This window comes from Lysinibacillus sp. NPDC048646, from assembly GCF_050272295.1.
Lineage (GTDB): Bacteria > Bacillota > Bacilli > Bacillales_A > Planococcaceae > Lysinibacillus.
Genome location: NZ_JBNNLZ010000002.1, coordinates 186,250 through 210,957, shown reverse-complemented (window position 1 = coordinate 210,957; position 24,708 = coordinate 186,250). Strand labels below are relative to the sequence as shown.

At 37.9% G+C, this 24,708-nt stretch carries 19 protein-coding genes, 2 pseudogenes and 2 riboswitches; of the genes and pseudogenes, 7 read left to right on the top strand and 14 right to left on the bottom strand.

Features of this window, described 5'->3' with window-relative positions:
• Positions 1 to 224: 224 nt before the first annotated feature.
• The 3 genes and pseudogenes from ACQKII_RS03270 to ACQKII_RS03260 all read right to left on the bottom strand — a co-directional run.
• Positions 225 to 2,021, bottom strand: coding sequence for an ABC transporter ATP-binding protein (locus ACQKII_RS03270; RefSeq protein ID WP_427456745.1), 1,797 nt, complete (start codon positions 2,019 to 2,021; stop codon positions 225 to 227).
• A 43-nt stretch (positions 2,022 to 2,064) separates the two neighbouring features.
• Positions 2,065 to 3,825, bottom strand: coding sequence for an ABC transporter ATP-binding protein (locus ACQKII_RS03265; RefSeq protein WP_427456297.1), 1,761 nt, complete (start codon positions 3,823 to 3,825; stop codon positions 2,065 to 2,067).
• Between the two features lie 517 nt (positions 3,826 to 4,342).
• Positions 4,343 to 4,504: pseudogene (locus ACQKII_RS03260) on the bottom strand (group II intron reverse transcriptase/maturase); the annotation flags it as partial.
• Between the two features lie 168 nt (positions 4,505 to 4,672).
• Between ACQKII_RS03260 and ACQKII_RS03255 the strand changes: the two are divergent.
• From ACQKII_RS03255 to ACQKII_RS03245, 3 genes are all read left to right on the top strand, one after another.
• Positions 4,673 to 5,806: a DUF418 domain-containing protein gene (locus ACQKII_RS03255; protein WP_427456295.1), complete on the top strand. Its 1,134-nt coding sequence runs from the start codon at positions 4,673 to 4,675 to the stop codon at positions 5,804 to 5,806.
• A gap of 235 nt (positions 5,807 to 6,041) precedes the next feature.
• The gene (locus ACQKII_RS03250) at positions 6,042 to 6,938 is read left to right on the top strand and encodes a sensor histidine kinase (protein ID WP_427456293.1); all 897 of its coding nucleotides are present in this window, start codon (positions 6,042 to 6,044) and stop codon (positions 6,936 to 6,938) included.
• Positions 6,935 to 7,540, top strand: coding sequence for a response regulator transcription factor (locus ACQKII_RS03245; protein ID WP_427456291.1), 606 nt, complete (start codon positions 6,935 to 6,937; stop codon positions 7,538 to 7,540). The genes ACQKII_RS03250 and ACQKII_RS03245 overlap by 4 nt, the downstream gene beginning before the upstream one ends.
• Before the next feature lie 148 nt (positions 7,541 to 7,688).
• Here the strand turns inward: ACQKII_RS03245 and ACQKII_RS03240 are convergent, their stop codons facing one another.
• Both ACQKII_RS03240 and ACQKII_RS03235 read right to left on the bottom strand, forming a co-directional pair.
• Positions 7,689 to 7,838 (bottom strand): YrzO family protein, encoded by a 150-nt coding sequence (locus ACQKII_RS03240; RefSeq protein WP_427456289.1) that lies wholly within the window; start codon positions 7,836 to 7,838, stop codon positions 7,689 to 7,691.
• Positions 7,838 to 8,818, bottom strand: a complete 981-nt coding sequence (locus ACQKII_RS03235) for a DMT family transporter (protein ID WP_427456743.1) — start codon at positions 8,816 to 8,818, stop codon at positions 7,838 to 7,840. The genes ACQKII_RS03240 and ACQKII_RS03235 overlap by 1 nt, the downstream gene beginning before the upstream one ends.
• A gap of 151 nt (positions 8,819 to 8,969) precedes the next feature.
• Here ACQKII_RS03235 and ACQKII_RS03230 point away from each other — a divergent pair, with 151 nt between their 5' ends.
• Positions 8,970 to 9,836, top strand: coding sequence for a LysR family transcriptional regulator (locus ACQKII_RS03230; protein ID WP_427456287.1), 867 nt, complete (start codon positions 8,970 to 8,972; stop codon positions 9,834 to 9,836).
• 522 nt (positions 9,837 to 10,358) lie between these two features.
• Here the strand turns inward: ACQKII_RS03230 and ACQKII_RS03225 are convergent.
• Together ACQKII_RS03225 and ACQKII_RS03220 are read right to left on the bottom strand one after the other, a co-directional pair.
• A complete protein-coding gene (locus ACQKII_RS03225; protein WP_427456285.1) occupies positions 10,359 to 11,444 on the bottom strand; it encodes a hypothetical protein in 1,086 nt (361 codons plus the stop codon).
• Between the two features lie 29 nt (positions 11,445 to 11,473).
• A pseudogene (locus ACQKII_RS03220) lies at positions 11,474 to 12,185 on the bottom strand (ankyrin repeat domain-containing protein).
• 565 nt (positions 12,186 to 12,750) lie between these two features.
• Here ACQKII_RS03220 and ACQKII_RS03215 point away from each other — a divergent pair.
• Both ACQKII_RS03215 and ACQKII_RS03210 read left to right on the top strand, forming a co-directional pair.
• Positions 12,751 to 13,557 carry a hypothetical protein gene (locus ACQKII_RS03215; protein ID WP_427456283.1) on the top strand — a complete coding sequence of 269 codons (807 nt, stop codon included), beginning with the start codon at positions 12,751 to 12,753 and terminating at the stop codon, positions 13,555 to 13,557.
• Positions 13,550 to 13,951: a hypothetical protein gene (locus ACQKII_RS03210; protein WP_427456281.1), complete on the top strand. Its 402-nt coding sequence runs from the start codon at positions 13,550 to 13,552 to the stop codon at positions 13,949 to 13,951. The genes ACQKII_RS03215 and ACQKII_RS03210 overlap by 8 nt, the downstream gene beginning before the upstream one ends.
• Before the next feature lie 75 nt (positions 13,952 to 14,026).
• Here the strand turns inward: ACQKII_RS03210 and ACQKII_RS03205 are convergent, their stop codons facing one another.
• The 6 genes from ACQKII_RS03205 to ACQKII_RS03180 form a co-directional block, all read right to left on the bottom strand.
• Positions 14,027 to 15,391: a PepSY-associated TM helix domain-containing protein gene (locus tag ACQKII_RS03205; protein ID WP_427456280.1), complete on the bottom strand. Its 1,365-nt coding sequence runs from the start codon at positions 15,389 to 15,391 to the stop codon at positions 14,027 to 14,029.
• A gap of 276 nt (positions 15,392 to 15,667) precedes the next feature.
• Positions 15,668 to 15,850 carry a hypothetical protein gene (locus ACQKII_RS03200; RefSeq protein WP_427456278.1) on the bottom strand — a complete coding sequence of 61 codons (183 nt, stop codon included), beginning with the start codon at positions 15,848 to 15,850 and terminating at the stop codon, positions 15,668 to 15,670.
• Between the two features lie 61 nt (positions 15,851 to 15,911).
• Entirely contained in the window at positions 15,912 to 16,034 is a 123-nt protein-coding gene (locus ACQKII_RS03195) for a hypothetical protein (RefSeq protein WP_427456276.1), read from the bottom strand.
• 30 nt (positions 16,035 to 16,064) lie between these two features.
• A riboswitch (cobalamin riboswitch) is annotated at positions 16,065 to 16,255 on the bottom strand.
• An 84-nt stretch (positions 16,256 to 16,339) separates the two neighbouring features.
• A complete protein-coding gene (gene metE / locus ACQKII_RS03190; protein WP_427456274.1) occupies positions 16,340 to 18,634 on the bottom strand; it encodes a 5-methyltetrahydropteroyltriglutamate--homocysteine S-methyltransferase in 2,295 nt (764 codons plus the stop codon).
• 184 nt (positions 18,635 to 18,818) lie between these two features.
• Positions 18,819 to 18,997: riboswitch (cobalamin riboswitch) on the bottom strand.
• A gap of 66 nt (positions 18,998 to 19,063) precedes the next feature.
• Complete coding sequence (locus ACQKII_RS03185) at positions 19,064 to 19,201, bottom strand: hypothetical protein (protein ID WP_427456272.1); 138 nt, start codon at positions 19,199 to 19,201, stop codon at positions 19,064 to 19,066.
• A gap of 140 nt (positions 19,202 to 19,341) precedes the next feature.
• Positions 19,342 to 21,036 carry a methyl-accepting chemotaxis protein gene (locus ACQKII_RS03180; RefSeq protein ID WP_427456270.1) on the bottom strand — a complete coding sequence of 565 codons (1,695 nt, stop codon included), beginning with the start codon at positions 21,034 to 21,036 and terminating at the stop codon, positions 19,342 to 19,344.
• A gap of 616 nt (positions 21,037 to 21,652) precedes the next feature.
• On the opposite strand from ACQKII_RS03180, the gene ACQKII_RS03175 reads away from it, so the two are divergent.
• Positions 21,653 to 22,996 carry a C40 family peptidase gene (locus ACQKII_RS03175; RefSeq protein WP_427456268.1) on the top strand — a complete coding sequence of 448 codons (1,344 nt, stop codon included), beginning with the start codon at positions 21,653 to 21,655 and terminating at the stop codon, positions 22,994 to 22,996.
• Between the two features lie 158 nt (positions 22,997 to 23,154).
• On the opposite strand, the gene ACQKII_RS03170 is transcribed toward ACQKII_RS03175, so the two are convergent.
• Positions 23,155 to 24,540, bottom strand: a complete 1,386-nt coding sequence (locus ACQKII_RS03170) for a UDP-N-acetylmuramoyl-tripeptide--D-alanyl-D-alanine ligase (RefSeq protein WP_427456266.1) — start codon at positions 24,538 to 24,540, stop codon at positions 23,155 to 23,157.
• Positions 24,541 to 24,708: the final 168 nt, after the last annotated feature.

Genomic DNA, 24,708 nt, shown 5'->3' with positions numbered 1-24,708 from the left:
TTATGATACGGTTCACCATATCATAGCCTAATCATGTTTTTAATAGCTCCCTATATGCAATATGGTGAAATTGACATACGACATAATTTTAATGATGCGACATGGAATAGCACTGATTTGCAGTTAAGTCGCATATTGATTTCGCTAAATTTACGAATGGCAGCTATAAATTTTTTTGAAATTTATAGCTGCCAGTTCAATTTTTTCTGTGTCTCTAAAACTAATTAAGATGCATCTTCAAATTGACTGTTGTAAAGTTCCGCATAGAATCCGCCTTTTTCAAGTAGTTCCTCATGGTTACCCGTCTCAATAATATCGCCATCTTTCATAACAATGATTAAATCTGCATTTTTTATCGTGGATAAACGGTGTGCAATTACGAAGGATGTCTTGCCGTTAGCTAACTCATCCATCGCTTTTTGGATCAGTATCTCTGTCCGCGTATCGACGGAGCTTGTTGCTTCATCTAAAATGAGGAGTGGCGCATTTTCAATCATCGCACGAGCAATGGTTAACAGTTGTTTTTGCCCCGCTGATAGGTTCGCCTTATCATTCAGCACTGTATTATATCCATTAGGCAAGGTTTTAATAAAATGATGTAAACCAACTGCTCTACATGCTTGTTCCACTTGCTCATCTGTTACATTTTTTTTAGAAAACACGATATTCTCACGGATTGTTCCTTCAAATAGCCAAGTATCTTGGAGGACCATGCAAAACAGATCATGAACATTTTCACGCGTTAATGAATGAATTGGTGTGCCATCAACGGTGATTTCCCCTTCGTTTACTTCATAAAAACGCATTAGTAGATTGACTAATGTCGTTTTACCAGCACCAGTTGGACCTACTATCGCAACTTTTTGACCTGCCTTTACACTAGCAGAAAAGTTTTTAATGATGGTATGTTCTTCATCATAGCCAAAACGAACATGTTTAAATACCACATCCCCTTTTACGCTAGCAAGCTTTTGTGTTTTTTGGCTTTCATCTTCTAACTCTTCTTCCTTTAAAAATTCAAATACGCGTTCGCTTGCTGCGGCGGTTGACTGCATACTTGTTGCAGCTTGTGCCAATTGGGCAAGTGGCTGTGTGAATAAGCGAATATACATCATAAATGCCACAATCGTACCAATTTGAATGGTTCCATTATTCACTAAAATGGCACCTACTACGCAAACGACTACATAGCCAAAATTACCGACGAATGTCATAATCGGCATCATTAAGCCGGACATAAATTGTGATTTCCACGCATTTGTATACAGACGCTCATTGATATCACGGAAAACCATCTTTGCATTTTCTTCACCGTTATAAGCTTTTACGACTGTATGACCCGCATAGGTTTCTTCAATATGACCATTAATCAGTCCGAGTTCCATTTGCTGTGCTTTAAAGTACTTTTGTGAGCCTTTCATAATAATCGACATGAAGCTAAAACCAATGATCGTAGATAAAATTGCCGAGATTGCCATAATCCAGTTTGTATAAAACATCATCACTAGGGCACCTACAAATGTAGCGAGCCCACTTACTAGAGAACCTAAGCTGTTATTTAATGTTTGACCGATTGTATCAACGTCATTTGTTACACGACTTAGTACGTTCCCGATACTTGTTTTATCGAAATATTTTAAAGGGATACGCGGCATTTTGTCAGAGATGTCTGTACGCATTTTTTTCGTAATACGCTGCGTCACTGTTGCCATAATAAAGCCTTGAAGATAATTAAAAAACAAGCCAAGACCATACATAAAGGCTAAAATAATGCCTAAACGTTTTATTTCATCTAGATTAATGGATGTGGCTAACCCAGCTGCAATTGTATTGGCCATATCACTTAAAATATCTGGACCGACTACATTTAATATAGCGCCTATTAATGCAAGTACAAGTGCAATCATGACAAATGGAATATATTGCTTTGCATAGTCGATTAGTTCACGAATGGTAGCTTTAAATTGCTTTGGTTTTTCTCCAGACATAGGCCCCATACCCGGAGGTCCGCCCCTCCCCATTTTAGGAGGTTGCCCAGATGGCATAGGTCTAGTTTGATGTGGTTTATTCATTTTCTAGCTCCTCCTTTGAAAGTTGTGAGTAGGCGATTTCGATATAGGTAGGACAATTTTTTAATAATTCTACGTGTTTACCCTTGCCCACAATTTGCCCTTTATCTAATACAATAATTTGATCTGCCTCTTTAATCGTTCCAATACGCTGTGCCACGATTAAGGTTGTGGCCTCTGTCGTTAGTTTTTTTAATGCTGTTCGCAATAAACGGTCGGTCTTATAATCCAGCGCCGAAAAAGAATCATCAAAAATATAAATCTCTGGTCGTTGATAAATGGCACGTGCAATAGATAAACGCTGCTTTTGACCACCTGATACATTTGTTCCGCCTTGAGAAATTTCACTGTCATATTGCCCCTCACGCTCCTCTACAAAATCCTTCGCTTGGGCAATTTCAATTGCTTTTTCCAGGAACTCTTGTGCATCTTCCTGTCGATTTTTACCATACGCTACATTAGAAGCTACTGTCCCACTAAATAAAATAGCCTTTTGTGAAACATAGCCGATTTTATTGCGCAATGCTTCTTGCGTATATGCTTTTACATTGACACCATCAACGAGTATTTCCCCTCTTGTAGCATCATAGAAACGAGGAATTAAGTTGACAACAGTTGTTTTACCGCTACCTGTTGAACCAATAAATGCGACAGTTTCCCCTTTTTTTGCTGTAAAGCTAATGTTGTGTAGGATCGGTTCTTCCGTATCTGGGTAAGCAAAATCAACATTACGGAATTCCACATCTCCAACCATTCCAGGCAATCCTTCAACCTTCTTACCATCAGTTATTGTTGATTTTGTATATAACACTTCGAGTATTCGTTTTGCCGATACAGCAGCACGAGGAAGCATGATGAAAATCATACTTAGCATCATAAACGCCATCACCACTTGTACTGCATAAGAACTAAATACCACCATGTCTGAGAAAAGCTGAATACGATTCATCGCATTTGCTTCATTAATAATATAAGCACCCAGCCAATAAATCGATACGCTAAGGCCAGACATAATAAAGGTCATACCCGGCATCATAATAGCCATTACACGGTTTACAAATAGATTGGTAGCAGTTAATTGTTCATTGGCTTTTTCAAATTTCGTATGTTGATAGTGTTCGGCATTGTAGGCACGAATCACTCGTAAGCCTGTTAAACCTTCTCTCGACACACGATTTAAATTATCCGTTAATATTTGAATAATCCGAAACTTTGGGAGGGCAAATATAATCACTACACTTAGCATAATGATTAACACAAATACGGATGCAGCTGTCGCAACTGACCAATGCCAGTTCTTTCCTGAAATTTTCACAATCGCCCATATTGCTAAAATAGGCGCTTTAATAATCGCCTGTAAGCCCATCGCAATAATAAGCTGAATCTGCGTAATATCATTCGTCGATCGCGTGATTAAACTCGCTGTAGAAAAAGAATTAATTTCCTCCATCGAGAACATCATTGTTTTGTCATACACCATTGCACGCAAACGCTTAGACAGTCCCGCCGCTACCCTTGCAGCAAAATAACCAACCACCATCGCAGCCATCATACTACCAATTGCGCATAATAGCATATAACTACCCGGTGCCAGTAAATCTGCAGTCGTTGTGCCTTCTGTTTGGATAAGTGTCGTAATTTCAGCCATATAGTCTGGCAACTTTAAATCTAGCCAAACTTGAACGACGATAAATAAAAGACTTATACAAACAAAAAGCCATTCATTTCTTTGCATATACTTAAATATTTTCAGCATGACTGCTCCCCCCTTTTACCCCAATATTGTAAGATATTCATTATGTTAAAATTATTTCCCAAGCTAACAAACTGTTGGCCCTCGTTGATTATAGTAGCCTTTCTATATTTTATGTGGGAAAAAGTAAAGTTATTGGTATTTTATGGATTAAAAGAAATAATCCTTGAACCTCTCACGACTGAAGTCACCAGTGTTCTCGTCGAATCCGTAAAAAAAGAAGTTTCTTTTTTGGAAGAATATCCCATTTTAAAAGAAAAAGCTAATGGCGAAATCCCTCCTTGTAATACTCACTGAAGTGTAATATAACCCTAGCTCCTGATTGCTCATAACGTCTATTATGAGCGGAAATTTTTTAATTTACAATCATTTTTTCTGAATATTAAGACTTTAACGACAGCTACCGTCTTGACCTCTCACGACTGAAGTCTTGAGATTCCTAAGAACACCTTTCTTGTAAGTGTTGATTTCAACAGATATAGAGGAAACGGTTATATGATTAGGCTATTACCGTAGTTGCTCCGGCTATAATTTGCTTTTTAATAGTTTGCCAGTTTTCGACCACATGTTGTCGTAGGATTTTTACGGGCATTTTGTCTACGCCATGGCTCCCTTTATTGCGTTCCACTCGTTTGAGTGCGAGAAGCAGATTCTCCCGTGATAGTATTTGATTCATAAACAGCTCGTTCGACTCCTCCGTGAATAGCTTATCTTCTTACAACAGTTTCTACTACACCCTCTCGTTCTTTATGACAGGTGTCATAAAGAACTTTTGACTCCTGTGAATAGGCTTTTTCTCTGTTTCTCTTTATCATTTTACTTATAAGAAAACACAGAAAGAGTGATAGGTATGATGCAACATAATCAAAGGTTACCACTGATCGATATTTTACGAGGCTTTGCGGTATTAGGAACACTTGGCACAAATATTTGGATTTTTGCATATCTTGGGGACTTATCTTACATCACAACGAGTAATTATTCAGGATGGTGGTCATTCGATGATTTTCTACGAATGTTTGTTTTATTTCTGGTAAATGGGAAGCTTTTGGGACTGTTAACTATAATGTTCGGGGTTGGTCTACAATTAAAATACCAACAATCCATTCGAAAAGGGAATGCATGGCCCGGGGTCTATATTTGGACTGTTTTATTCTTGTTTGTAGAGGGTTTTATCCATTTCACATTGGTCATGGAATATGATATTTTGATGAGTTACGCTGTGACAGCCATCATCGTTGCCTTTATCGTAAAGGCTGGCGATAAAGCCATTCATCGTGCTTTATATCTAATTGGTGGATTTCATGCACTTATCATTCTGCTAATTTTAGTAAGTGCCTTACTAGGAGCGAATATGTCTTTACCTGGCAACGATTCGATCGTGAGTATTTATCAACATGGTAGTTGGTTTGAACAAATTCACAATCGTATAACGAATTTTTGGTTTTTTAGAACGGAAGCGATTTTTATTATTCCAATGAATATCTTCTTATTTTTAATGGGCGTTAAATTAATGCGTAACGGCGTATTTTCTCCCGATGAGCACGGACGCCATTTGCGCAAAAAGTTAATGTCTATTGGGATTTATATCGGTGTACCATTAAATCTCCTTATTTTTATTCCTGGAGGGGCTTTTGATTTCCCTGTTCGCTATTTATTTGCACCAATTTTATCACTTGGATATATTGGAATTTTAGGTAAACTGATAGAATATAAAAAGGTAGATTGGCTATGGCAGAGATTTGGGCAAGTTGGTAAAATGTCCTTAAGTTGCTATGTTTTACAAAATATAATGGCATCTATTATTTTCTATGGTTGGGGCTTTGGATTAGGTGGAAAGCTTACTAGCCTCGAAGTGATTGTCATATGGATTGTCCTTTCCCTTTTCCAACTGTTCATTGCTCATATTTGCCTAAAGCATTTTCATGTTGGACCTTTGGAATGGCTTCGAAAACATGCTGTTCAAGCCATTGCACATAAATAATCGACAAGGGTTGGTGTAATATATAAAAATATATCCTAAAAATCAAGCAAAACAATATTTAATTATCGACGTAGTATCCATTATTTTTTTGATATCCATGGTATTAAGCTCGAACTCGGATTTACCAGTCATAGCAAAAATAATTGTCCTCATAATATTCTTAATAGCATTTTATTTTGCATTATGGTATAGAGATTGGCGCCTTCATCTGGCAACATTAACAGGACTCTTTAGCGTGACAATAATTGGGATTTACGAAGGTTCTATTTACATGCTATTTTTCGGATTTACGTTCGCAGATTTAATCGGGAGAGCACAAGTCAAATGGCATATTGCTTCGGCAATGCTTGCCATTGCCTTGATGTTTATCGTTGTTTTATGGATTGAAACAGGCGAGCTATTCAAAATAGACGACCCGGTTATACTTCCTATTATGATGATTCAACTTGTCTTCCCCGTGCTGATTTACTTTGTAGAAAAAGCAAAAAATTTAAAAGTTGAGTTAGCAACAGTCAATACACAACTTGTAAAGCAGGACGAAAGGCAACGTATTGCCAGAGATCTGCACGATACTATTGGTCACACGCTGACAATGATTAAATTAAAAACGGAGCTGACAACAAAATTAGTGGACAAAGATCCATCCAAAGTAAAAGATGAGTTACAAGATATTTTAGCCACAACGCGTACAGCACTTAAACAAGTACGAGAGTTAGTGTCTGATATGAACTTTATTTCATTGGAAAGTGAACTTTCACACTGTGAGAAACTCCTTCAAACAGCTGATATTACGATTAAAATAACGAACAAATGTCCAAAAATCCTATTATCAAGCGTAGAAGAAACGATGCTTTCTTTATGCGTGCGAGAAGCAACAACAAATATCATCAAACATAGTCAAGCAAAATCTTGTTGTGTAGAAATTGACTATATCGACCATGTCTATACGCTAAACATAATCGATGACGGGATAGGCTTGGCAAATCAAGGTCTCGGGAATGGCATTTCGTCTATGAAGGAAAGAATGAGTGTCCTTCAAGGCACTGCAACTTTTGATAATTTTTCAAATACTGGAACCCTTGTTTCGTTCAAACTTCCTTTCCAACACTATCGAAAGGAGCCTATTAAATGATACGTGTATTACTAGCCGAAGACCAACAAATGTTGCGTGGCGCTTTAACATCATTGCTGTCGTTCGAGACTGATATCGAGGTAATTGCAGAGGTTTCCGATGGGCAAAAAGCATGGGAATGCATACAAAGCGATGTACCTGATGTTTGTATCTTGGATATCGAGATGCCTAATCTGACAGGGCTGGAACTTGCAGAAAAAATTAAAAAAGCTCAACTACCTTGCAAAGTGATGATTGTCACTACTTTCGCCCGTCCGGGGTATTTACAGAAGGCGATGGATTGTGAGGTCAATGGTTATTTATTGAAGGATGAACCGATTGATTATTTAATCGAAACAATCCGCAAAGTGATGAATGGTGAAAAGGTCGTTAGTCGAGATTTAGCCGCTACGTTATTTATAAAAGAGCAAAATCCTCTAAATGAACGAGAAATCGCTGTGCTCCAGCTTGTTAAAGAAGGATTTACAACCAGTGAGATAAGCAAAAAATTATTTTTAACAAAGGGAACAATTCGAAATTATTTATCTACCTCTATTCAGAAACTCCACGTGGAATCCAGACAGCAAGCTGTTCAGATTGCCAGTGACAAAGGCTGGCTTTAAAGATACTCGTTCATGTGAGCTACATATGCGTTAAAAAGGGAGCAACTAAAAAAATGAACTACCCCATTAGTGTCTACAATTGGGGGTAGTTCATTTTTTTTGTGAGTAGCTCATTTTGTCGTCTACACACTTGCTGAAATCTGCTGTGTTAAGTAGATTTATTTTTTTGCTGTAGTAAATCTCTTAAAAGTAGAATCATCTCGTCTTGTTGTTTGATCTTTCTACGGCCATTTCTATTAATAGCGACAAGCTCACATGCAATTCCTGCAGCAAAGAAAAACGATAAACTCGTTAACATTATAAGCTCCTTTCGAAACATGTACTATCAGCAGCACGGCGCAATTGTCGTTCCTGTATAATTTGTATATCCTTATTTACTTCTTTACGCTGACATATATTATTTCGAATGAGGGCTGTAATAACAAGCACAGTACCTACAACATCAAAAATGGTTATAGTATAACCTTGTACCATCATAATGACTAATGTAGTAATCGGCACAAAGTTGATAAATAAGATGCCATTAATGGATGACAAAATTTTCACACCATAATTCCAACAAAGTAGCGCTACAATTCCTGGTAATATCATCATAAACAATAAATCGTATTTCACAATAGCGATTGTTTCCATCGTTGGTACCGACACATACCCTAACATTGTCACAACCATCGTTAATATTCCTGTTACGGCTGTACCAAATACACAAGTTAATGTTGAATAACGGAGTGTAGACCATTCAGGAAATGATTGTCCCCCCATCGTATAGATTACCCATCCAACAACTCCTAGTAATATAAATACGAGTGGCATTACGTTATTTTTCAATGTAAGAAAGAAATCCATATCGCCTTTTGTAATAACAAAAATAGCGCCAACAAAAGCAATGGTCATGCTTACAATCATATACTTTTTCGGTTTCACGTTTTTAAATCCCCATAGAATAGCAATCGAAATCATCGGCATCAGCGCCTCCATAATAGACGCTACCATAACACCTGATTTGCCCATTAGCATCTGCCCTAAGAAAACAAGGACATTGTATACAGTAAATGCCATTACCCCGAAAAAGATTAGCAGTTTCCCTTTACCTTCTAATTGAAATGCTTTCTTACCTTCGTTTATCCATAATAAAATAATCAATGCAATCGATACCACACCATATCGAATTGTTGAAAAATAAAATGGGTCGATATATTCCAGTGCATGATCTGCAACTGGAAACATTGCGCCCCATGAAATACTTGCAATTAAACAGGCAATCGCACCTATTACCATTTTACTCTTATTCACTGCTTTTCCCCGCTTCTATGTATTCTTTTAATATTTCACATTGTGAATTATAAAAAAAAAATAGCATCACGTAAAATGATTGAAAGTGATATAAACTATCATTTATAATGATAGTTATATCAAGGAGGATTGTACAGTGGAACTACGAGACTTACAAATTTTCAAATGCGTCGCAAATATAGGAAGCGTCAGCAGTGCAGCAAAGGAATTAAATTATGTCCAATCCAACGTAACAGCACGTATTAAGCATTTAGAAAACGAGCTCAACACACAGCTTTTTTATCGTCATAAAAAGGGGATGCTGTTGAATGAGGATGGAAGAAAAATGCTTACTTACGTCAATAAAATTCTATTGGATGTTGAAGAATTAAAACAAGTATTTCTAGATAGTAATACGCCTGTTGGCACGTTAAAAATCGGTACAGTTGAAATCGTAAGTATCTTACCAACCATACTAGCTGCTTACTATAAGGACTACCCCAATGTCGATTTATCATTACAAGCGGGTTTGACTGACGAACTCATAAAAGAAGTAACCGACCACCAATTAGATGGTGCTTTTATTTCAGGACCTATCAAAAATCCACATTTAGAACAATACGAAGTCTGTACTGAAAAACTCGTTCTGGTTACGCAAAATAAAACTTTTCATAAAGAAGATTTTTTGACAACCCCCATCCTCGTTTCTAATAAAGGTTGCGGTTATCGATCCAAGCTAGAACACTGGCTTAAAGATGAAGGTTTACTGCCAAAAAGGATGATGGAATTTAACATACTAGAGACAATCATAAACAGTGTTGCACTTGGTCTTGGCATTACGCTAGTACCGCAATCTGCTGTAAATCAACTCTCCACTACAAGTAAAGTATACTGTCATCCAATCCCTAAAAAATATAGCAGCAATTCAACTGTATTTATACGTCGAAAAGATGCCTATATGACCAACTCGATGCGTTACTTTTTACAAACAATTGCCGCGCATCAAGATATAACTGTGCTGTAAGAAAAGCACTTCCATGTGGATGAGTTTTTGCAGTACCTTTATGTCATTTGCAAATATGGTTTTACGATTTTCTGAACGATAAAGCACTTATTTTAAAGATTTACACATACAAAAACCAGATGTGCTGTTCCAAAAGTAAAAGACTTAGAGGTATCCTATTATGCTGTTTTTTTGATACAAAAGTAAAAATCCGAGTAGACTCCTGCTGGAAAAGCAAAGCATGAGACCCAGCAGGGAGCGTTAAGTGGAACGAAGACTAAAGTCGTCACGTCCTGTGACAACGCCTTCGTGACCAACATCCTGTAGCTGACGCTTCGCTTTCGCTACATAAAACATCTGTTGCCCTGATGCGGCTCGTGCCTTGCCCGCGAAAAGCGAAGCGAATTTTTACTATATAGGAAGACGGACGTTATCTTTTGAGGGACTTTTTAGACAGCTCCTACCTCCAATTGTTCACTAGCGTCTAACAATGGAGGCAGTCAATATTATTGATGCTGGCTTTTCAATATCTTATTTATCGTTTCACTTCGTTTTTAACGTTAAATTAGCTGCAGTAGCCCAGTTGTTGAGTGGCACTACTTGATAAGTACCACCAGATTTTAATGTGCCTTCTTTTACATCAAAAATACCGACTGCACCTTTTCGTGAAGAGTAGCGATATTGCGCTTGGATTTTTTCTCCATCATCACCTTGTAATTCAACACTGCGGCCTGCAAATAACTCCATACCTGGATCTTTGTCTAAAGTAACTTGGAATGATTTATCATCAATTGGTTCCACCGCTTTGATTGTCAATGGCGCGATTTCTGTTGCTTTAAAAGTTGAGTTATTCATGGTTGCCCAATCAGACGCCACGGTATATTGCACACCTGGTCTTAATGTCCGTCCTTCGGGTAAGCGGAATTTTGGTGCTTGTCTGCTATCAGCAGCTTGTGTAAACAAAACGTAACTCGCTTGAATTTCTTCTCCATCCTCTGCCGTCAATGTCACCACACGGTCTCGTAAAGAGGAGATGACTTGATATTGCTTGCCACTTTCATCTTTATTTTCATCATTTACTTGAAAAGATTGATCGCCTCTCGCATCTTTATAGGCTTCAATAATATTGGAATAATCGATTACACCTTGTTCTTTAAATGATTCGATTTCAAACGTATCATTTGTGACCTGTTTTGTTTGACTGATATTAATTTTTTCATCGCTGCCCTCAAAAATCTGTTCTTCTCCACCTTTGTAGCTTAACGTATATGTCGTGTCAGATTGTTGGATTGTCACTGGGACAATATACGTGCTTTGTGAACCGATTTTTAATCGAGGCACATTGACAATACTCACATTATGATTGAATGTATAATCTTTTTTGATAGCATCTAAATTTTCTACTTTAACAGCTTCTTCTGGTAGTGCTTCAGAAAATGTTACTTGTAATGTCATGGCATTTAGCGCTTGTATTTCCATAATTTGCGCAGCCTCTTTTGCTTGTTGTGATGTTTCCTGTTGCGCTTGCTCTTGCTTTGGTTCCGCTTGCTTATTTAGAAAGTTACATCCTGTTAACGTTAGCGTTGCGCCTAAAAGTAGTGGTGTAATAATTTTTACCTTGTTGTTCATTTCTACGACTCCCTTTTCTCATCAATTTTTTATTTTGCTCGAGCTTGCAATAAAATTTGCACGATTTCCTCGAAACCCTTTGCCTTCGCATGCTGTAATGGCGAAATATATTTGCTATCCGTTATATTGACATTTGCTCCATGAGCTATTAACAACTGAACTACCTGCTGCTGTCTGTAATCGCCATCATTTAAAATAATTGCTTCGATAAAGCTGTCCATCCAAGATTATTCACGTGGTTTACATCTACTGTTGTAGTTGTTAGTAATTCTTGCACAACGTCTATATAACCATGTTTAGAGGCGGGTATTAAAGCACTACCACCATAACGATTTGTGTTGGAAGGATCTGCACTAGCTGTTATCGTTAACCTCAAAATTTCAAGATAGCCTCCGCTCCTGCATAGAGGAATGGATTATTTTGCATATCGTCCTGTATGTTGACATCTACACCTGCCTCAATTAGCATTCTTGCCATCTCAACATCATTGTTATACGTTGCAATCATGACAGCAGTTCGTTTGTTAGCGTCGTCTTGCACATTAATATCTATATCTTCTCTAAGTATGTCTTGTATCGTACTTACCTCACCTTGCGCTGCTGCTTGAAGCAGTTGTTCATTTAATTCAACACGCACTATTTCACGATCCTTTTGTTTTAGTAGTTGTGCATCTTGATCGGCGGAACACCGTTGAAGCAAGAGCGATATTCCTAAGATACTAACTACCTTCCATTTCCTCATTGAATAGTCTCCTTCTCTTTCATCTTGTCCTATTCGTTGATTTTATCTACATGCCTAATAAGACATTTATATGATTCAGTCCCAATTGATGATTTTTTCATCATCACTCTTCCATTGTTTCGTCTTTTTGTATCTCTAACGTTATAGTAGTCCTCAGTGTTAAACTCCCTATAAACGAAATCTTAAAAAAGGCTAAAATTTTGTCAAAAAAAATTTAATGTATGCGCGCTTCGACATTAAAAAAATCTCGCCTTATTCGTGACGAGATTTCACATGCCCTTTATTAAAATGCTCCTTTGTTAACATACATACATTTGATGTGGTCGTTACTAGCAAGCGAAGCTTTAATCAGGGGAGTTTTTACGGTCAGTTGATTGCCTTCCTCGCTAGCTCGTTGTCAACTTTCCACTTGTGGTAGGCATCTTACTGACCGTTTTTGCAGGATCAATACAACCAAATGCAACAACTTTGTGCAGAGTGGGACACAGCGAATTGAATAGCTACTTTGAATCAAATTATTTATAATGGAAATATAAATGAAATATGAATTAATGGACGTGATGAGATGGAGACGATTCTTATCCCTTCAACTGCCGAAGCGATTATCAGTACTTCGAGTAAAGGTGATCAATCTAAATGGCGTATTGGTGAGAAGTGGATTAAACAAAATACTAGAGGCTATGAACATCTAGCAGAGTATGCAGTATCACTCATATTAGCGAATTCTACATTAGGACCTACTGATTTCATTACCTATGTACCATGCCAACTGCTATTAGAAAACAATGGAAAAACCTTTGGATGCTATTCTCTTGATTTCAGAGGAGCAGATAAACAAGAAGTTTCTCTAGAACGTTTATTCGAAAAACATTACGAAACCACTCATAGTATACTTGGCAAGACTACGCTCTCAGCAAACGAGAAGCTGAATCAGATTGTTGAAAAAGTAACTGACTTTACAGGACTAGATATAAGGCTACCTTTAACACGTATGCTTGCCTTAGATGCATTTATTTTAAATGAAGATCGTCATACGAACAATATTCTTTTTCTATACGATACCAAAGCAAATAAATGGGAACTTGCACCTCTATTTGACCATGGTTTAAGCTTATTGTCTGATGAAAAGGACTACCCCCAAAAAGTTGATATTGCTATTTTAAAAAGGCAAGTAAAATCTAAACCATTTAATGCCTCCTTCAAGAAACAGCTCGCGTTATATAATGGACCGCCGTTTATTTATAAGGAACGTTTACAAAATGCACTCGTTGAACAATCTTTTGATTTAGGGAGAATTAAAGATCTTTTGAAAATGCAACTGGACGATCCCGCCTATCAGAAATTGTTGATTGTAGGTGATAAAAATGATTGATTATATGGAATTTGATGTCATGTTCTTTGATGATATCATCGCAAATGTACAATTAAAGCCCCAAGACAGTAGTCTACCTTATGTAAAAAACTTTATTACGGGCTTTAACAAGCAATTTTCTCCCACTATGGAAGGACCTATTACAGTAGAAGAATTGGAAAAATGGCTAAAATGGCGCACATTTCCTCCAACACGTGCGAATGCAAAGGAACTACTTGCAGCTTTAGGCATGCAAGCATTTAACCGTTGGGGAATTGTAAGAAAAACACATGGTGTAATGGCTGATGATGAGATTTGGCTGCGCTTTAAAGGTGAGCATTTAACCCATCGTGATGTGTGCTTGCGTAAGGATACTTATTATCCTGAAGATTTGGTGGACGATCAACTACGATAACTAGATTCACCTCTTACATGAATAAAGCGATACTGTCATGATCCCCTCTTCCAGGATGACAGTATCGCTAATGTTTTAGTTTAACTCTTTACTCGATAACCGTTTGTTTGAAACTATTCTTACGATCCATTCTATCAATACGACTGCGATTAAAGAAAGTCCAAATAATGGCATGATTAATCCTAATACAATCATTAATACGATAAAAGGTATAGAGATCTTCTGAGATATTTGAGGTGGTGCAGACAGTAAGCCATTTTTCTTTCGAAGCAACCAAGTACGGAATCCCCAAAAAATAACGCCCAAAAATGCAACACAGACAATTAAATTTAACAATTTATTGGGCCAGCCAAATAAGTGACCTTCATGTAATGGGATTCCCCATGTAAACCATTTTGCTAAAATTCCGTAGTCCTCATAACCAACTTTGTCCATAAATTCACCGCTATATTGATCAAAATACATAGTCACTTCATCATTCGGACTAACATCAAGCCCAGTTACGCCTGTGTTGCTCGATTTAGCAACTGTAAATACGCCTGTTTCACTTGTAGGATAAATAATCGAATACGGTTTGGTAATGCTCATGGCATCTATCTGTTGTTGAAGACTTTCTACAGCCAATTGATTTGGATTGGTCAAGTTACTCTTTACCGCTCCCATTCCATGGTGCGCATGTCCAGTGTCGGACTGAGGGGCCACTTCCTGACGCGTCGCCCAAGGAATTTCACTCATATCCGAAGTAGGCGGTTGCTGTTGCAATATCGGTGTGCCGAGTGAAGGGTTTTCTTGCGATGCATTATAAATCATATTGCCCATCAACGCAGACCATGGTAGACCTGTGAAAATGATGACAATCATCGGAATGGTAATGATCGTACCAATAAGGGCATGCCATCTTTTATTTTGTTGTCGTTTGTTGGGCTGTTTCGCTTTCTTCAAAACTTTTCCTTTAAAGGTCATATATAGTCCTGAAAGTAGTAAAAAGATGGCCCAACACGCCGCTAATTCTACGAGATAGTTAACGACGGTGCCCCCTATGAATAAGGAACTATGCAAGTTTCTGAGGATATTTGCAAATGTGTATTGTGCATCTTGATGACCAACAATTTGATGTTTGTGATCTAAAAACAAATATCGCTGTTCGCCTTCTTCATTTGTCATCGTTAAACGTGTATTATAAGGTTCTTCTAACACGATAATTTTATCCGTTGTATAGCCCGCAAATGCTGCTTCTGCCTCTTTTACCGCCTCATCAATCGATACTACTTCTGTTTTTTTACTATCGCCAAAGAAATAATCATCATATAACTGATCTTCCACATCAGTATAAAATAAATACCCAATGCCGCTAAGCGTTAATGTAATAAGAAGCGGTGTCATAAATAATGCTGCATAAAAATGCATTCGCCAAAAGCTAGAATAAAGCGTATTTTTCATTCAAATTCTCCAATCTATTATAATAAGAGCAGATTTATTATATATTGAAAAAGTGAAATAAGAATGAAGTCCTAGAAAATTTTTAATGAAGTTTTAAATTTTAAGAGTAAATTCTCTTTATTTAAGTAAACTTCTAAAGCCATCAATTATAAGAATCTACTTTCATAGGATAGACATTTCTTCATGTAGTGACGACGCATTTCTATTTTAGAAAATACCCTAAAAAAGCTACTTAATGCCCCATGAAATGGAATGCTTTAAGTAGCTGTCTTCCTATTATCCTATTAATTCTCTTCTTACATTTTTATAAGCCGCATGAATGTCTGTATGGTGCGCCTCATCTTGCCCTAAAAATTGTTCGACAAGCTCCTGTAATGTTTTTCTAGCACCATCAAACTGCTTTTGCATAATTTCATTTTTGAAAAGATTTTCATAGTACTCGATTACTTGTGGATTCATGTGTAACACTCCTTCAATTTTAGCATAAAAAAACATCTTTCCCTCTTTAGAAAGATGTTTACTATGACAAATACACGACATAATACGCCGATTGCCATACTGGAAAAAGCTTTCTATTAGTCATAGAAGCTACCTTTTTGACGATCGTCGTACTATGAGCATGCAGAAGAATTTCTCTAGTCACACTCAACACCCCCTATCCTCGTAGGTTTTTTGGTTGTACTAGATAAAGGCAGGTCTCCTGGCTTATGTTCATCACACCTTTCACCTTCCCATTACAATGCGTAACAGTGGTCTGCTGAAATGTGCTCCCATTTACAGTTGCGGGACAGCGTCGGATTTTCACCGAACTTCCCTTTTAAACAAATCGAAAATTAGATTTGTACCTCTATCTTATTATTCCGTTTTTATTATTATACCATAGTATCTGGTACTAAAAGGGAGAAAAACAAAGAAAACCTTGACCCCCTAAGAAGTCAAGTTTTCATATTAAAACGTCGATTGTTTAACCTGTTGGCGAAGTGTTTTTGCAGCGGCTACCATATGAGCGAGCGCCGCTACGGTTTCGGGCTCTTTCCTTGTTTTTAAGCCACAATCTGGGTTAACCCAAAACTGGTTTTTCGATAATACTTGTAAGCTATCCTGCATAATGTGTAGCATTTCGTCTTCGCTCGGTATTCGTGGACTATGAATATCGTAGACACCAAGGCCAATGCCTTTTTCGTATGGATTTACTTGAAGTGAAGAAATCAGCTCGCCATGACTACGAGACGTTTCAATGGATATCACATCTGCATCGAGCGCACTTATTGGATCGATAAAATCATTAAACTCGCAGTAGCACATATGTGTATGAATTTGTGTGTCATCCTTCACACTCGCTGTGGCAAGCTTAAAGGCATTGACTGTCCACTCCAAATAGCTACCCCAATTTTCTATACGAAGTGGTAAGCCTTCTCGCAAAGCAGGCTCATCTACTTGAATGATTGCAATACCTGCCGCTTCAAGTGCCTCCACCTCTTTTCGTAGTGCCAACGCAATTTGATAGGTCACATCTTTTCGTGAAATATCATCACGTACAAAGGACCAATTTAAGATGGTTACCGGACCCGTTAGCATTCCTTTTACATATCGATTTGTTAGACTTTGGGCATACACTGTCTCTTTTACCGTCATCGGTGTTTCCCACGCAACATCTCCGTAAATAATCGGTGGCTTGACACAGCGCGAGCCATAGGATACGACCCATGCCTTTGCCGTAAAAGCAAAGCCTGTTAACTTTTCACCGAAGTATTCCACCATATCAGTACGCTCAAATTCACCATGCACCAACACATCAATATCCAACTCTTCTTGAATAGCAATCCAACGTTTCGTTTCTTGTGTTACGAATGTTGCATACTCTTCATCTGATAACTGTTTCTTACGCCAAGCACTACGCATACGTTTGACCTCATCTGACTGTGGGAAGCTACCAATCGTTGTTGTTGGGAATAAAGGTAGCTGTAATAGTTCCTGCTGAATATGTTGGCGAGATTGAAAATCATGCTGACGTTCAAAATCCTGTGTCGACACAGCTTGTACAGCCTGTTGAATAGCTCTATTATTACGTACTGGATGATTTTTTAAAGCTTCGATTGCCTTCATACTCTCCGAAATTGTTTGATTTGTGGCATGATTTTTTTCCTGTACATATTTTGTTACTTCTGTAATTTCTACTAATTTCTCATCTGCAAAGGCAAGTGCATTTTTTAGAACGGGATCTAACTTGGTCTCGCGTGCAGTCGTAATCGGTACATGCTGTAAACTACATGAGGACTGAATCCACATATCCTTTGCATTGCTCAACTGTTCAATCGCTTTTACGGTCGTGCTCACCTGTGCTAAATTTGCACGCCAAATATCTCGACCATTAACAACGCCAGCAGCTAAAACTTTATCTTGAGGGAAGCCATATTGACGCAGTGACTCCATGTTTTTATCGTAGCCATGAACAAAGTCTAAACCAATTCCTTGGACAGGAAGTGCTACTAACTGTTCATACGCTGATAACGATTCAAAATAAGTTTGTAGCATAATATTTGCGTTAGGGACAGCTGCTGTTAATTGCGTATAGATTTCCTGAACGAGCTTCACCTCTGCCTCCTCTAATGTTGTGACAAGGGATGGCTCTTCTAACTGTATCCACTCGGCACCAGCGTCTACTAGCTCTTTGATAACCTGCGTATAAAGGGGGAGTAACGCTAAAATAAAAGCCACCTGTGTTTTTTTATCATAACCCTTTGTCAGCTTACAAAATGTATAAGGCCCAATGAGAGTTGGCTTTGCTGTAATGCCAAACGCTTCTTTTGCTTCTAAGAAATCAGCGAGAATTTTATTTTCCGTGAGCTGTAATGTTTGTCCCTCGAATTCAGGCACAATGTAATGATAGTTCGTATTAAACCATTTGGTCATTTCACAAGCAACTGCGTTGTCGTTACCACGAGCCGCACTATAATAGGTGTGTAAATCTAGCTGAGTTCCCTGCCAGTCAAAGCGCTTTGGCACTAAGCCAAACATCATCGCTGTATCAAGTATCCTATCATAATAGGTGAAATCGCCTACGCTTACGATATCTAAACCATAACGAAGTTGCTTTTCAATGCGGGCTAAGCGTATTTCTTTTAACTGCTGTAAAAAGTCCTCCTGTGAAAGCTCATTTCTCCAAAAAGTCTCTAATGCTTTTTTCCATTCGCGGTCTTCCCCGATGTACGGATAACCAATGGCTGTAGTTGTGTACGTCATGTCACTCTCTCCTTTTGTATGCAAATAAAAAAAGCCATTCTCCTATTCGGAAAATGGTTTATGGTCTGTCGAAATTAACTATAACGAAACGATACGAAATTCATTGTGAAATCGTACTATTTCTTTCGTTTCGCACAGTGCCGGTATGGTCACATCTCACCACCTATTTCCACGTAGGTTATTTGGTGTGTACTAGATATTGGCAGGTCTCCTGGCTTCTCATCAACACGCCTCACAGCCTTCCCAGTTTCCCAGTGGCATTTGTGATTTGCTCCGATTTACAGTTGCGGGACAGCGTCGGATTTACACCGACTTCCCTTTTAAGCCAAACTTTCATTTGGCACCAACTCTTACACAATATTCAATTATGCTCTAACTATAGCATATATTTTTCAGAAAAGTAGAATTATTTCAGTAATGATTGCGTTGCTAGCCATCACACTCACAATGTTTATCCGTCACTTTGATGATTCTATCCATCACATTCGCAGTTTTATCCGTCACTTTGATGATTCTATCCATCACATTCGCAGTTTTATCCGTCACTTTGATGATTCTATCCGTCACATTCTTAATTCTATCCGTCAGTTCCTAAAATTAGAAGAAAGGAGCAAGGTAAACATTTTTACTGCCATGTCGAGTAGAGATAATCGAACCAATGCAGTAACTCTCAAAAGCAGCCATCTATCATGGATGGCTGCTTCACTTTACAATTTAAATTGCTGCACTTCTTTATTTAAACTATCCGCCATCAATGCTAATTGCTCGGTATTTTTCGCGATTTCGTCCATCGTTCCAACGGTTTGATCTATGGTAGCAGTCGTTTCTTCAACACCCGCTGCCGACTCTTCCGAAATGGCCGCAATCTCATCAATGGATCGGTTGATTTGCTCAGTGGTTGTAGATATATCTTGCAAATTTCCGGTAATTCCTTGAATATTCATAAACATATTATCCACTGCAGATGCTATATTTTCAAAAGTTGCACTCGTATTCGTAATTTGCTCGGTGCCATTCTTTACCTCTTGATATCCCTTTTGAAGCGATGCTGTCACACCCACTGTTTCACTTTGAATACGCGCCACTATCGACGAAATATCCGTTACAGAAAATGACACTTGTTCTGCAAGCTTTCGAACTTCATCGGCTACAACGGCAAAGCCTTTACCCTGCTCTCCTGCTCTAGCCGCTTCGATGGCAGCATTCAATGCTAATAAATTCGTTTGATTCGCAATATTGTCAATAACTGATACTAATGTGGAAATTTCTTGCGATTGACGATTTAAATCCTCAACCTTGGTAACAGCCTCATAAATAATTTGGTCGATGGCAAACATTTGCTGGGTAGACGCATCCATCAACTGTTGACCACTTGCTGTGAGCTTTAATACTTCCTTCGAATGTCCTTGTAAATTGACACCTTGTGTATTTGCCTGTTGCACATTCACTTTAAAAGCGTCAATCATTTGAGCTAAATCACTGGCATTATGCGCTTGAGATTCTGAGCCACCCGCTAACTCTAGCATCGTCAGTGCGGTTTGCTGTGCACCCGTTTTCACTTCCAGCGAAGATTGTGCTAACTCTTCACTACTAGCAGCAACATTTTCCGAAACGACATGTATCGATCCTATTACTTCATGAAGCTTACGATTCATGGTGTTTGTAGATTGTACAAGTAAGCCAATTTCATCCTGCATTCTTTCTGGTAGAGCTGGCTGACTAATGTCCCCTTCGGCCATCTTTGATAGTTGTTCAATGACAGCTTTTATCGGATTAGCAATCATGCGCGCAGAAAAGTAAGCGGTTACAATCGCGAGTATCGTTGTCAATAAACCTATGAATACACCCAAGTGCATCGTGAATTTAGATTGAGCAATCATCTCTTCACCAAGCTTATTAATGGAATCCTCCCTTGCCAAGGCAAGCCCCTCATAGCTTTGTCGTATCTCAGCTGCTAAATTATCAATTGCATTTAGGTTTTCAATGGCAATTTCGATATTTCCTTTATCGTACTCATCAAATACTTTCGCTTGTACATAATTCCGCCACTCTCTTGCCTTTTCAACAGTAGTGGCTAAGCTTGCATCTGTCGAAAATTTATTTAAAATGGCATTATTTTCTTCTGCTATTTTTATATAATCTTCAAATTCCTTTTTATACTGCTGATCACCAGTTAAGACATAGCTTTTGGCAGCAGTTGTTCTGACACTAATCGTTGAGGCAAGCTTTTCATTTGCTGTTAGTAGCTGTAATTCTTTATGCACTATATTTTCACTCGCAGTAATGACTCGTTTGTTTGCAAAATAGCTGTAGGTGTTAAAACATGCTATAAAAAATACGACAATAAAAAATCCGCTTAAAATTTTCGCTCTGATTGTCTTGAACCTAAGTTTCCGCAACATACTATTAGCCCCCTTTTTAGTGAAAAAATACAAATTACGAGCAATTGTTCGTGTAAATCACCTACTTTTTTCGTTATTATTTGTAATATTATCCATTAAATCAACCTAAATATATCATACATTCCCTATAAATCCCATGACTCGAATTATGTATTTAATTGGTGTTTCTTATCAAAATATTTCACAGAAAACATGCTTTTATTAGTAATTTATAAATAAGAAAGTTATTTTTATATCATTCCTTAAAATTATTTTGATATTTTTATTTCTTGTGCATAAGCTATTGATTGATGAGAGATTTGTCGCGACTTTCTATTCTAAATCATCCAGATATAAAGCTACAGCAATCAGCACATCTGAGTTTAATGTTTACAGATCATCAAGTATCACTAACAACATTGACACCAATTTCTGCAAATAATACAGTAACTGAAATATTTGTAATCAAACTGTAAATTCCAACGACAAAGCCTTTTGTACCAAGCTTTAAAGCTTTTACAGGCAGTCCGTGGAAACATTTACCTAGAAGAACTTACACTTTTTCATGCTACGATTATTCCAATCACTAGCCAACAGAATTATTCCAATCGCTAGTATCTAGGAGGTAACACATCGCATGAAAAAACAATTTTTAACCACTACATTAGCACTAACATTAGGTTTTAGCTCATTGGGCATGGTTCAAGGTACCATTCATCCAATTGAAGTAGAGGCTGCCACTACAAATGCACAGAATAACGCTCAAGCCGTTGCGACGAAAGCGGACCAACTCATTCAAACAGGAAAAAGCTTAATAGGTAAGGCAACATACAGCAATACAGTATACAAGCCTACATCTCCTTACAAATTTTCTTGTGCTTCATTTTTAATGTACATTTTCGAGAAGAACGGTGTAGATCTTGGGACTTATAATGAAAATTATATGATACAGCAAGGGACATATGTTGCGAAAAATCAATTACAAAAAGGGGATTTACTATTCTTTAAAAGTAAAAAAACCGGCACAGACCCTGATCATGTAGGCATGTATATTGGTGACAATAAAATGATTCATATGGCTGATAGCCAGCAAAATATCGTGATTTCTGATTTAAATAGCAAGCCATATTATACAGATAATTATGTATCTGCGCGAAGAGTCTTACCTACTTTGCTTTCAGCTAATCCAGCAACGAAGGGCGATAAAATTGTTGAAAACGCCTTAACTTATAAAAACAAAGTCACAATGAGCACAACAAATAACGAATCATCGCTACGCTTTACGGCACCAGGGTTTGTAGATTTTGTCTATCGAAAAAGTGGCGTGAACCTTGGTAAAACAACTTTAAAGGAACAAATGAATATTGGAACAACTGTTTCACGTGCCAATTTAAAGAAAGGCGATTTAGTATTCTTTAATAGTGTCAAGGGCTCTCAAACCCCTTCACTTGTAGGCATCTACGCTGGGGATCATCGTATCATCATTCCAAATTCTGATGGTGTTATGACAAGAGTGTTATTCGTCGACTACTACAATGAGCATTATATTACAGCAAAACGTGTTTTTTCAGATAACTCAACACCGACTACCGACGCACCGTCAGCTTCTGCTGATAAAATCATCGCTACTGCTTCGAGTATGACTGGAAAAGCAAAATTTGGCTACACGTATAATGAAAACTCACTGACATTTACAAGTGCAGGGTTTACCTATTATGTCTTTAAACAACATGGGATTGATTTAAAGGATAAACTAGCGAGCAAACAGGCATTAGTGGGTAAAAGCGTACAAAAAGCACAGCTGCAAAAAGGAGATCTTCTTTTCTTCTCCACGAATAATGGTGGACAGCAAATTACACAAACAGGGATTTATATTGGTGACAATCAATTTATTAGTATGACCGCTAATAATATAGTGAAACAAAACCTAAATTCTACTTGGGCGCAACAAAACTACGTTTCGGCTCGCCGCGTTCTCTAGTATAAAGTAAGAAGGGTCTATGTCATATATCAATTGCTGGAATTAGATAGAAATATACCGGCAATGGCTTTCATCATACTTTTTCATCTTCCGCTTCACTTTTGATACAGAAAGGGGGTGTCTCAAATGACTTTGAGGCACCCCCTTTCCCTACCTTATTATATATCTTTTAAGTTATTCGCAAATTCAATCATGGATCTACTAGACATCGGACCCTTTATCAGCACAATGGTTTCGGGGTCCAGTTTTGGCTTGAGCACATCTAAAACCCCTGTAACATCTTTAAAAATATGAACCTCTGCACTTGTGCCATCTTTCAGCGCTTGTTTCGCTATATCTTCTGCCCTTTTTCCAATTGTAATCAGCGTTTGAATATTTCTTTTGGCCACCATCGAGCCAATCTCACGATGATACTTTTCTTCGAAGTTCCCCAACCGCTTAATATCACCGAGTACAAGGATTACTTTTTTCCCTTTTCCAATCGTATCTAAAACCTTCAAAGCTGCTTCAACTGATGTTGGGTTATTTGTCCACGTATCATCTACAATGGTACATTCACCAATCCCCGTTGAAAACTCTAGATGTCTTGCCATCGGCTTATACGTCCTTAAACGAGCAATGGCATGATTTATGGTCATGCCCATTTCTTTTACAGCTGCTATGGCAGCTAGCGCATTGTACACTTGGTGTTCACCGTACCCAGGAACAAATACATTAAACTTTTCATCTGACACTTGCAGTACAAATCTCATGCCATTTTTCGTAAATTGTATTTTAGACGCTCTGTAATTTGCCTGTTCCTGTATTCCTAGGGTGATAATCTTGCCTTTAAACGTATGCAAAGGGACCTTTTTTGTATTTTCATCATCACCATTGATGATTAAAGTCCCGCCTTTTGTTATACCTTCTACGATTTCTGATTTCGCCTTAATATAACCTTCTAAGTTTTTACAGCCATCTAAATGATGCACACCGATATTTGTAATAATGCCAATCGTAGGCTGGTAAATCATGCATTGATGTTTAATATTACCTGTATTTCCTAATCCCAACTCAAATACAGCTGCTTCTGTTGTCTCATCGATGCCAGTCAAATAGGGTAAAGATTGACGTGGCTCATTTTTACTACTCACAGATGCCTGCACATGCCAATCCTTACTTGCAATATGTTTGATCATTTCTTTCGTCGTTGTTTTCCCACATGTCCCGGTTAAAGCAACGACAGGTATTTGAAAAAGATTTCTGTAATATTCGATAAACTTCCAGTATGCCTGCACATTACTTTTTACTTGGATAACAGTCGTATTGGTAAGTGCGTTTTTCAGCTCAGTTGAAGACTTATCTGAAATGACAAGAGAAGGTCCCTTATTGTCTATTTCATTCCAGTTGACTGCATCGTTTCTATTAACAAAGATAAGTGTATTACTATGCGTCAAATCATGCCGGTTATAGTAAATGGCATGTTTAACAAGCCAATCCTCAGAACCGTTCAATAATTCGCCTTGCAGTAAAGTCCTTATCTCCTTCACACGTATATTTTGCAAGTTAACTCCGCCCCCTCTCATTATAGTATGAAATGTGATTTCTGGACGATTGGGTAGTGAATAAGCAATTCATCCATATTACGAACATTGACTAGCATATTATCCAATACTTTATCTTCTATCCGGAGCGCTTCTTTCCAGTAGAATAAAATACAATAATATCGACTA

Excerpts from the sequence above, each read along its gene's own strand:
- ACQKII_RS03270 (WP_427456745.1), bottom strand. The coding sequence starts at position 2,021 with ATGGGGAGGGGCGGACCTCCGGGTATGGGGCCTATGTCTGGAGAAAAA.
- ACQKII_RS03265 (WP_427456297.1), bottom strand. The coding sequence starts at position 3,825 with ATGCTGAAAATATTTAAGTATATGCAAAGAAATGAATGGCTTTTTGTT.
- ACQKII_RS03255 (WP_427456295.1), top strand. The coding sequence starts at position 4,673 with ATGATGCAACATAATCAAAGGTTACCACTGATCGATATTTTACGAGGC.
- ACQKII_RS03245 (WP_427456291.1), top strand. The coding sequence starts at position 6,935 with ATGATACGTGTATTACTAGCCGAAGACCAACAAATGTTGCGTGGCGCT.
- ACQKII_RS03240 (WP_427456289.1), bottom strand. The coding sequence starts at position 7,838 with ATGTTAACGAGTTTATCGTTTTTCTTTGCTGCAGGAATTGCATGTGAG.
- ACQKII_RS03235 (WP_427456743.1), bottom strand. The coding sequence starts at position 8,818 with ATGGTAATAGGTGCGATTGCCTGTTTAATTGCAAGTATTTCATGGGGC.
- ACQKII_RS03225 (WP_427456285.1), bottom strand. The coding sequence starts at position 11,444 with ATGAACAACAAGGTAAAAATTATTACACCACTACTTTTAGGCGCAACG.
- ACQKII_RS03215 (WP_427456283.1), top strand. The coding sequence starts at position 12,751 with ATGGAGACGATTCTTATCCCTTCAACTGCCGAAGCGATTATCAGTACT.
- ACQKII_RS03210 (WP_427456281.1), top strand. The coding sequence starts at position 13,550 with ATGATTGATTATATGGAATTTGATGTCATGTTCTTTGATGATATCATC.
- ACQKII_RS03205 (WP_427456280.1), bottom strand. The coding sequence starts at position 15,391 with ATGAAAAATACGCTTTATTCTAGCTTTTGGCGAATGCATTTTTATGCA.
- ACQKII_RS03200 (WP_427456278.1), bottom strand. The coding sequence starts at position 15,850 with ATGAATCCACAAGTAATCGAGTACTATGAAAATCTTTTCAAAAATGAA.
- metE (WP_427456274.1), bottom strand. The coding sequence starts at position 18,634 with ATGACGTACACAACTACAGCCATTGGTTATCCGTACATCGGGGAAGAC.
- ACQKII_RS03180 (WP_427456270.1), bottom strand. The coding sequence starts at position 21,036 with ATGTTGCGGAAACTTAGGTTCAAGACAATCAGAGCGAAAATTTTAAGC.
- ACQKII_RS03175 (WP_427456268.1), top strand. The coding sequence starts at position 21,653 with ATGAAAAAACAATTTTTAACCACTACATTAGCACTAACATTAGGTTTT.